Source organism: Sphingopyxis sp., assembly GCF_016463645.1.
Lineage (GTDB): Bacteria > Pseudomonadota > Alphaproteobacteria > Sphingomonadales > Sphingomonadaceae > Sphingopyxis.
Window position 1 is genome coordinate 1 of the sequence record NZ_JAEMQX010000001.1, and the last position, 8,430, is coordinate 8,430.

Here is an 8,430-nt window from a genome sequence, read left to right on the forward strand (position 1 = left end):
TACGCTACTCCCGCCTACCGCTCAGACACCCCTTGGTGCATAAGAGCGGCTAGGCAGCGGTATGAACGCAAATCTCGACACAATGCCGCCACGGCTTCGCGAAGGCGCCCTCACCGACGACGACCGTATGCTATATTTGATGGACGAGATTAGTCGGGGGGCGAGGCGCGCTTATGACGCACGGATTGCCAAGATTGGCCTCAATCAGACGCAGTGGCGCATCATCGGACAACTTCTCCGCGAACCATCGTTGACGCAGGCCGGAATTGCCAAGCGACTAGAGTTGGAATCCGCCACGATCGGTCAAGCCGTCGCTGGCCTTTGTGGGAAAGGATTGATGGAAAGGCGACGAGCCAAAACGGACGGCCGGGCATGGCAGCTCATCCTGACCCAGGAGCTCGACAGGTTGTTGCCCCAACTGAGAGAATCCGCGGACGGGCTGCATAGGGTCCTATGGCGGAACGCCACGCGCGACGAAAAACGGACGTTGCTGGACATTCTTGTGCGGATTGCGTCGAATCTCGATCAGAGCCGGACCGATGCGGAATAGGACATATGCCTGGGTTCCGAGATAAACCGATAGGAGACATCGCACGCGCCGCCGAGATAGGACAGATTCTTGTCCGGCACGGCGCCAAAAGCCTGGCGGGCGCTCTCGGAGTCATTCCGCATCCGGCCAAGTCAATCGATCCAGGTGAATTGCGGCCGGCGGCGGTCGTCGCACTCCTGCGCGACATTGGTCCGGTCGGAATAAAGCTTGGACAGCTGCTGGCGACGCGCAGCGATCTGTTTTCCAGGTCCTGGATTGCTGCCTTCGCGACGCTCCACGATCAGGTTTCTCCGGTGCCATTCGAAGAAATCGAGCCCATCCTTGCCGCAAGCTGGGGAGCTGACTGGCGAGGGGAATTCACCCAATTCGATGAACAACCACTGGCTTCGGCTTCGGTAGCGCAGACCTACTCTGCTTCGCTGCTCGACGGCGCCGACGTTATCATAAAGGTGCGGCGTCCGGGCACTGCTGCGCGAATGGAGGCCGATGTGCGGCTCCTGACGCGCCTCGCCGCCGTTGCCGAGGATCGATCCCCTGAAATCGCCCGCTATCGCCCCGTAGAGTTCCTGCGAACCTTTGGCAGAAATCTTGCCTGGGAAATGGATCTGGCAGCAGAAGCTCGTGCATGCGAGCGTATCGGTGGCTATCTTGATACGCTTGGGATCAAGACTCCAACAATTCATTGGGAACTGACGGGGATACGGGTCAACGTCCAGGAGCGGCTGTATGGAACGCCCGCGTCTGCGATCGAGGCCGAATCGACCGACCCACGCGTGGCGGCGTTCGCGAGACAATATGCGAATGCAGTCCTGCGCATGATCATTCTGAATGGCGAATTTCATGGCGATCCGCATCCAGGCAATGTTTTCCTTATCGGGGAACAGGATGTGGGCTTTATCGACTTCGGATCGGTCGGCACTCTCACAAAGGCGAGGCGCGAGGAACTGGTACGACTTGTCATGGCTATAGCCGACGAAGACACAGCAGACGTCGCGAACGTGTTGCTCGAATGGGCTGGAGATCCGAAAGTTGACCGTGATGGGCTCACCCAGAATTTGGACCAGCTGATCGGTGAGTTCAGGGGAACGGTCCTTTCGGGGATTGAGTTCTCGCATATTTTCAGCCGCGTGTTCGATCTCCTGCGAGACTATCAGCTCGCACTTCCGCCTGATCTGGCGATCCTTCTTCGAACATTGCTCACGGCGGAAGGGTTTGCGCGTTCCTTTGCGCCTGACTATAATATCGGGGAGGAAACACGCCCCATCATGTTGGAGCTGTTCGCAGAAAGATTCTCCCTTGGCAGGAATCGCGCCAATTTAAAAAAAGTTCGCCGACAACTCCTCGCCCTAGCGGCGATCATGCCTGACCTTCTCGATAACGCCGCCGCTATAGCCAAGTCCGGGCATGTGCCTGTCCAGATTGATCCGGCAAGTTTTGAGAAGCTCGCAGCCATTCGCCGCGCGAGCCAGCCTGTCAAAGGTCCTGTGGCGGCCGCACTTATCGTCTCCGCGGCGCTGCTTGCGAATCAATCCTGGGTGCTTGCAAGTGTTGCAGTGGCTCTTGCCGGGTTGGTTCTTCTGCGCAAATGGCGATAAGATCGTTGCTCAGCTTGAACGGGCCAGCGTCCAATATCAGGCCAACTGAGAACTGGAGTTTATGATGACACTGCAGAAGCCAGTCGATCCGGTCCCCGCAGCCACCATGCTGTTGCTTCGCGACGAGCCGGAGTTCCAGGTGCTGATGGTCAAGCGGCATCACCAGATCGATTTTGCATCCGGCGCGCTGGTCTTTCCCGGTGGAAAGCCTTCTGCTGCCGATGAAGCGCCTGAATGGGCCGATTATTGCAGGGGCTGGAAAACGCTAGATCCTACGCAGCGCACCCTTCGGATTGCCGCGATTCGTGAAGCCTTTGAGGAAGCAGGCATCCTGCTGGCCGATCATCGCGACGGTAGCGAGTTCGAGGATATTTGCGATCTTGAAAGCCGCAAAGCCGTCGAGCGAGGCGAGCGCGAATTTTTCGACATTGTGCGCGAGGCCGATGTGCAACTGCGCCTTGATCGCCTGAGCGAGTTCGCGCGGTGGATCACGCCCAGCTTTATGCAAAAGCGCTTCGACACTCATTTCTTCGTCGTTCGCGCCCCAGAGCGCCAGATCGCAGCATGTGATGGATATGAAACCGTTGATGCGGAATGGCTTTCGCCAAGCAAAGCCCTGAAACTGGGTGTCAGCGGTGAACGAACGATCATCTTTCCCACGCGATTGAACCTGCAACTGCTAGCCGAAGCTGCGAGCGCAGACGATTGCGTCGCGCGGGCCAAGGCTCGCGAAATCGTGCCGGTCCTTCCAGAAGTCATCCAGCGAGACGGCAAGAACATCCTCACTATCCCCGCCGACGTGGGATACGGCACAGCCTTCGAAGTTATCAGCTGAGATAGAAGCAAGCAAGCGGGGGCAAACTCTTACGATCCGTAGCCGGGTAACTGGGGGAATGGCTTGTTTTATCCCAGTATTTCTTGTCGCATAGTCTAGGGTCAGGACTCATTGATCAGAGCCAGAAGATGACGGTTGCGGCGAGTGCGACGGCGGAGAAGAAGGCCTTCGGGCAGCGATCGTAGCGTGTTGCGACCCGCCTCCAGTCTTTGAGGCGGCCGAACATGATCTCGATGCGGTTACGGCGTTTGTAGCGGCGTTTGTCGTACTTTACGGTCGTGTTCCGGATTTTTCAGCCCGGGATGCAGGGCGTGATACCCTTCTCCTGCAGGGCGTCGCGGAACCAGTCGGCATCATAGCCTCGGTCGGCCAGCATCCATTGCGCGTTGGGCAGACTGTCGAGCAAAGCGGCCGCGCCAGTGTAGTCGCTGACCGGTCCGGCGGTCAGGAAGAAGCTGATTGGACGACCATTCGCATCACTCACGGCATGAAGCTTGGTGTTCATGCCGCCTTTCGTCCGGCCGATCAGGCGTCCTGGACCCCCTTTTTTACCCGCAGGCTCGACGCCGTGCGGTGCGCTTTAAGATAGGTCGCGTCGATCATGATCGTCTTGCGCTCGGGAGCCTGAGGTGTCGCCAGGCCTTCCATCATGCGGATGAAGATGCCTTTGTCGCTCCACCGCTTCCAGCGATTGTAGAGCGTCTTCGCCGGGCCGTATTTCCGCCTTCACAATAGAGACTGAGGGCTTCGATGTTGGGCGATGCCGCGGCGCTCACATAAGCCATGGGCGCGCGACCTTGCACCGGTACAACTTCCCAGGGTGTACCGGGAAGCGGCACTGCCGTTTCGGGCGGGCTTTTGTCCAACAGCGTCTTGATTTCCGGCGCAATCGGCAGCCTAACGCCCGAAGCAGACGGATAAACTGTTAGCTTGCCGCGCTCCCAAAGGCCCACCTGCACCGCACGGCGCGCCGGGTCTATTATTATATAGGCCTGCTCCACACCGCCCTGATGCTGCGCATTGCCGGAAAGATAGTAATAGTTCCCAGCCCGCTGCAATGGCGAGACGGCTGAGAGATTGGTCCGCAGCGCAGCCATCTTCGGCCCCATCCGGGCCTTCAATGCCGCAGCCAAGGTACCCTTATCGAACAGGTCGATATTGTCCTTGGCGTAGCTTCCCGGATATTTGCCGACGAGGCTGGCGAGATTGGTCCATTCCGCTGGAATGCCTTGCACGGCCACCGCCGGCTCAGGCCGTGGCGGCAGTGGCGTGCCAGCAAGAGCGCTGCCCTGGCAGAGCGTGAACGGGCCGCCACCCGTGAAGGCCGCATGGAAAGAAGCCGGGCGTTGGCCGCGCGGCAGATCGGATTCAAAGCGGATGACACCGCGCTTCTCGTCGTCGTTCACATACATGAGAACCCGACCAAAATCATTGCTGCTAACTGGAAAGGGAAAAAATACTGCCATGATGCCGTCATAGCTCTGGCCCATGAAGGTGAGAGCATATTCCACCCGAGGGGGCTTTATTTCCCGACCATTGGCGCGGAACGTCATGCCCTTTTCATCGATGGTTACGCGCGGTTCCTTTGAGCAGTCGCCGCGCGGGGCGTAGCTGCCAAAGATATGGTCGACGCCCTGATCCTTGAAGCTGGATAGTGGTAGCGCCTGCGCACTTGCGGCAGCAATCGTGGCAATCGCACAAGCGGCAAGACCTACACCCGAAAGGCGGATTGTGGACGGCATGTGAAATGGCAATGTCATGTCGAATCCCCATCGAAGTGGTGACGGTTTTCGCGCGCACATGGCTCAGTCACGAGGTAAATTGGTGCGCCGGTCGCCTTGATCCTATTTGGCCAACAGGATAGCTGACTTAAGGGATGGTTTGGTTCTGGTCATGGATGCCCCCACGTGAAAGCCCTGCCCGGCAGGGACCGTGACGTGGTTAATACGATCTTGATGACTCTAAAATGAACGGGAAGGAATAGGTGAACTGACCTGACCCCCTGGTTTCCACCAGCCGGGATCAGAGCCCGGCCTTTTGCACTGCTATCCAACTTTCGACCACGCGGGTCATGCGCTCCGGATCGGGCATGCCGTACCGCAGCCGCATCCAAAAGTCGTCGGCGCGCGCTCGACCGCGCCAAGGCTGAAGCGCTGACAGCAAGCATCGGATGTATAAACTGATATCTTCGGATCTGAGATGGCACACCTCCCACCGCCCCGAGCAAAATAATAAAGTGCCATAATAAAGTTCTTTACCAAATGCCGAAAAACTGCTCATCTTCCAGCCGAGCGGCGAGAATCTTTTCCTCTCCGGAAATCTCCTTCTGGCCACTCCTCAAACTCGGGGCAGCTCGGCGAGCTGCCCCATTTTTGAACATCGACAATCGGGGACAAGGACGGGTTCGCGCAAGAAACGAAAAAATCGAGACAGGGAGAGATAGGGTGATGAATAAGAAAGCCTATTGGTTGGCAAGCGCCGTCGTGATGGCGTTGCCACAGGTCTCAAATGCTCAGGAAGTCATAGCCGAAGAGCCAGATGGCGGTGACAATGTCATCGTCGTGACAGCGCAACGTCAGGCGCAAAGCTTGCAAGACGTACCGATCGCTGTCAGCGCATTCAGCGCTGAGGCGCTTGAAAGCCAGCAGATCGAAAATGCCTCGGATCTACAGCTGACGCTGCCCAATGTATCTTTCTCGAAAGGCAATTTCACCTCAGCTTCATTCACTATTCGCGGCGTTGGCGACCTGTGCGTCGGCGTCACCTGCGATGCTGCGACCGCAATCCATGTCAATGGATCCCCCTTGTTCGGAACACGCCTGTTCGAGACCGAATATTTCGATCTGGAAAGGATTGAAGTCCTTCGCGGACCTCAAGGCACCCTGTTCGGCCGGAATGCGACCTCCGGGGTCGTGAATGTTGTGACCGCGAAACCCAAACTCTCCCGTTTCGAGGCTGAAGCGCAATTCGAGTATGGCAATTTCAACAGCATCGAAGCGCGTGGCATGGTCAACGTCCCGATCGGGGATATGATCGGCGTGAGGCTGGCGGGCATATATGTGAACCGCGACGGTTATACGACGAATCTCTATGATGGATCGGACATCGACGCTCGGGACCTCTATGCGTTGCGAGGCTCCCTTCGTTTCGAACCCGGTCCTGATACGACGATCGATCTCATGGGCTATTATTTCCGGGAAAAGGACACGCGCCTCAGAAACCAGAAACAAACGTGCCAACGCGATCCATTGGGCGTGCTCGGATGCCTGAACAATCGACGTGATTTCGATACCACGAACGCAAATTCAACGGTCGGTGCGACGCTCAGTTCATCCGAGTTCTTCGCCATTCAGGGCATTCCCGCCGTGCTCGGCCTCGGCAGCCTTTATGGCCCTGATGGGTTTTCCGGGTTTCAGGAGCCTGGCGATGTGCGTGTCGTCAACACGGCCTATACCCCTTTCTATTTTGCCGAAGAGCTACAGGTGCAGGCGCGCCTTGAGCAAAAATTCGGCGCGATGACCCTGACGGCCACCGGCATTTATCAGGATACTGAAGTCGATTCCAGGCAGGACTATTTTCTTGGAATTCAAAGCCGTGCCGGTTTCGCCCCGGCGCTCAATACGTTGGACTTTTTTGCGGCTAACGGATTACCGACAGGTCTTGCTCCGCCGGCGCCAGCCTTCATTCCCGGCTCTTCGGCCTATTTTTCGCCGATTGCCGGCGCTCTAATCCCGGACGGTCCGCAGGGCGTGCTGTGCACGTCGGATAATGATGATGGAAGCAGAGGCGCTTTCGAAGGGAACTCGCTGTGTTCCGAAACGCCGCTTTCTTTCGATCGATCTTCGGAACAACGCGAATCGTGGAGCGGAGAGCTCATCCTCACGAGTGACTTCGACGGGCCGTTCAATTTCCTGTTGGGCGGAATTTACGCGAAATCGAAAACCACCGACAATAGCTATTATGTGAACTCGTTTGCGCTCGATTACGCCAGTGCCGTATTGGGTTCATTCGGCTCCTTGTCGGGCGGCCTTCCGCCATCCTATTTCGCGACGTCGATGTATCGGAACAACTCGCTGGAATCGAATCTAGAGAGCTATGGCATTTTCGGCGAGGTCTATTTCGATCTAAGCGACCGGCTGACGTTGACCGGGGGGCTGCGTTACAATAATGACAAGAAGGATGTGACGGCGCGTACGACGCTGATCAGTTTCCTGAACCCTTATGCCAATGATGGAGATCCGTTCGATACCCCGATAACGCCCCTCACCGGGCCGTCTGGGCTTTTCGATGCCGACCCGGGGACGCCGGGCCAACAGCTCGCCCAGTTTCGCGAAGTAAGCTTCGACGAAATTACCGGACGAGCAGTTCTGGCCTTCGAGGTTACGCCGGACAATTCACTCTATGCATCTTATTCTAGGGGTTACAAATCCGGCGGGATCAATCCTCCGCTTTCTCCGATTTTCGCCGTCAGCGAGAGTTTCGGCTCTGAAACGATCGATGCCTTCGAGATCGGCTCCAAGAACGTCTTCGCAAACGGCGCGTTACAACTCAATGCCACCGCATTTTACTACAAATATAGTGGACTGCAGCTCAGCCGCATCGTGGCAAGAACGTCCGTGAATGACACGGTTGACGCCAATATCTGGGGTGTCGAACTGGAGTCTGTCATCAGGCCGGACCCGAACTGGCTTATCAATCTGTCCTTCAGCTATCTCAATGCCAAGGTCGCCGGCGATCAATTCTTCTCCAATCCGCGTGATCCGGGCGGCGGGGATCCTGATGCCGTGATTATCAAGGACATCAGCAATGGTGCGCACTGCGCTGTCACGGGACCTGCGCCTGGCGTTGCTGATGCGTTCGTTGCGGGCGTAAATGCGGCTCTCGGCCTTCGCGCACCGCAGGAATTTCCTTCGGACGGCAATATCGCCTCCAGCGGCGCGTTCGGCATTTGCGGTGTCCTCGCGAGCGCTATCCCTGCGAACAGCGGGATCCAGGTATTGAGTCCTGGCGTCGAGGTTAACATCAAGGGCAACACATTGCCGCAAGCGCCGAATGTCAAGGTCTCGATGGGCGTGCAGTACACGGCAGAGGTCGGGAATGGTATGACACTCGTCCCCCGCGTCGACATTTCCATGACCGGAAAGCAATATGGCAATATCTTCAACGGCAGAATTAATCGCATCCAACCTTTCGTACAGGCTAATGCAGTTTTGCAGTTGAATGGTGCCGACGAGCGCTGGTTTGTCCGGGGGTTCGTTCAGAATATCTTCGATAGCAACTCAGTTACCGGACTTTATGTCACCGATGCATCTTCCGGTAATTTTACAAATATCTACACGCTTGATCCGCGGCGTTATGGTGTCGCGATCGGCGCAAAATTCTAATGCTTTAGCTGTCCCAATCGATCGGGAAAAATTATACCGCATGAAAATCGCGGCGTGGGGGGGGCC

At 57.0% G+C, this 8,430-nt stretch carries 5 protein-coding genes and 1 pseudogene; 4 read left to right on the forward strand and 2 right to left on the reverse strand.

Annotation, left to right across the window (positions count from 1 at the left end; genetic code table 11):
- The first annotated feature begins 61 nt into the window (after positions 1–61).
- The 3 genes from JHC57_RS00005 (at position 62) to JHC57_RS00015 (ending at position 2,980) form a co-directional block, all read left to right on the forward strand.
- Positions 62–550, forward strand: a complete 489-nt coding sequence (locus tag JHC57_RS00005) for a MarR family transcriptional regulator (protein WP_052208277.1) — start codon at positions 62–64, stop codon at positions 548–550.
- A gap of 5 nt (positions 551–555) precedes the next feature.
- A complete protein-coding gene (locus JHC57_RS00010) occupies positions 556–2,145 on the forward strand; it encodes an AarF/UbiB family protein (RefSeq protein WP_039575416.1) in 1,590 nt (529 codons plus the stop codon).
- A 64-nt stretch (positions 2,146–2,209) separates the two neighbouring features.
- A complete protein-coding gene (locus tag JHC57_RS00015; protein ID WP_054590306.1) occupies positions 2,210–2,980 on the forward strand; it encodes an NUDIX domain-containing protein in 771 nt (256 codons plus the stop codon).
- 115 nt (positions 2,981–3,095) lie between these two features.
- On the opposite strand, the pseudogene JHC57_RS00020 reads toward JHC57_RS00015, so the two are convergent.
- Positions 3,096–3,703 (reverse strand): annotated as a pseudogene (locus JHC57_RS00020) (IS5 family transposase); the annotation flags it as partial.
- Positions 3,628–4,740 (reverse strand): hypothetical protein, encoded by a 1,113-nt coding sequence (locus tag JHC57_RS00025; RefSeq protein ID WP_215350569.1) that lies wholly within the window; start codon positions 4,738–4,740, stop codon positions 3,628–3,630. The pseudogene JHC57_RS00020 and the gene JHC57_RS00025, both read right to left, overlap by 76 nt.
- Before the next feature lie 687 nt (positions 4,741–5,427).
- Between JHC57_RS00025 and JHC57_RS00030 the strand changes: the two genes are divergently transcribed.
- Positions 5,428–8,364 (forward strand): TonB-dependent receptor, encoded by a 2,937-nt coding sequence (locus JHC57_RS00030; protein WP_054588702.1) that lies wholly within the window; start codon positions 5,428–5,430, stop codon positions 8,362–8,364.
- The last annotated feature ends 66 nt before the right edge of the window (positions 8,365–8,430 follow it).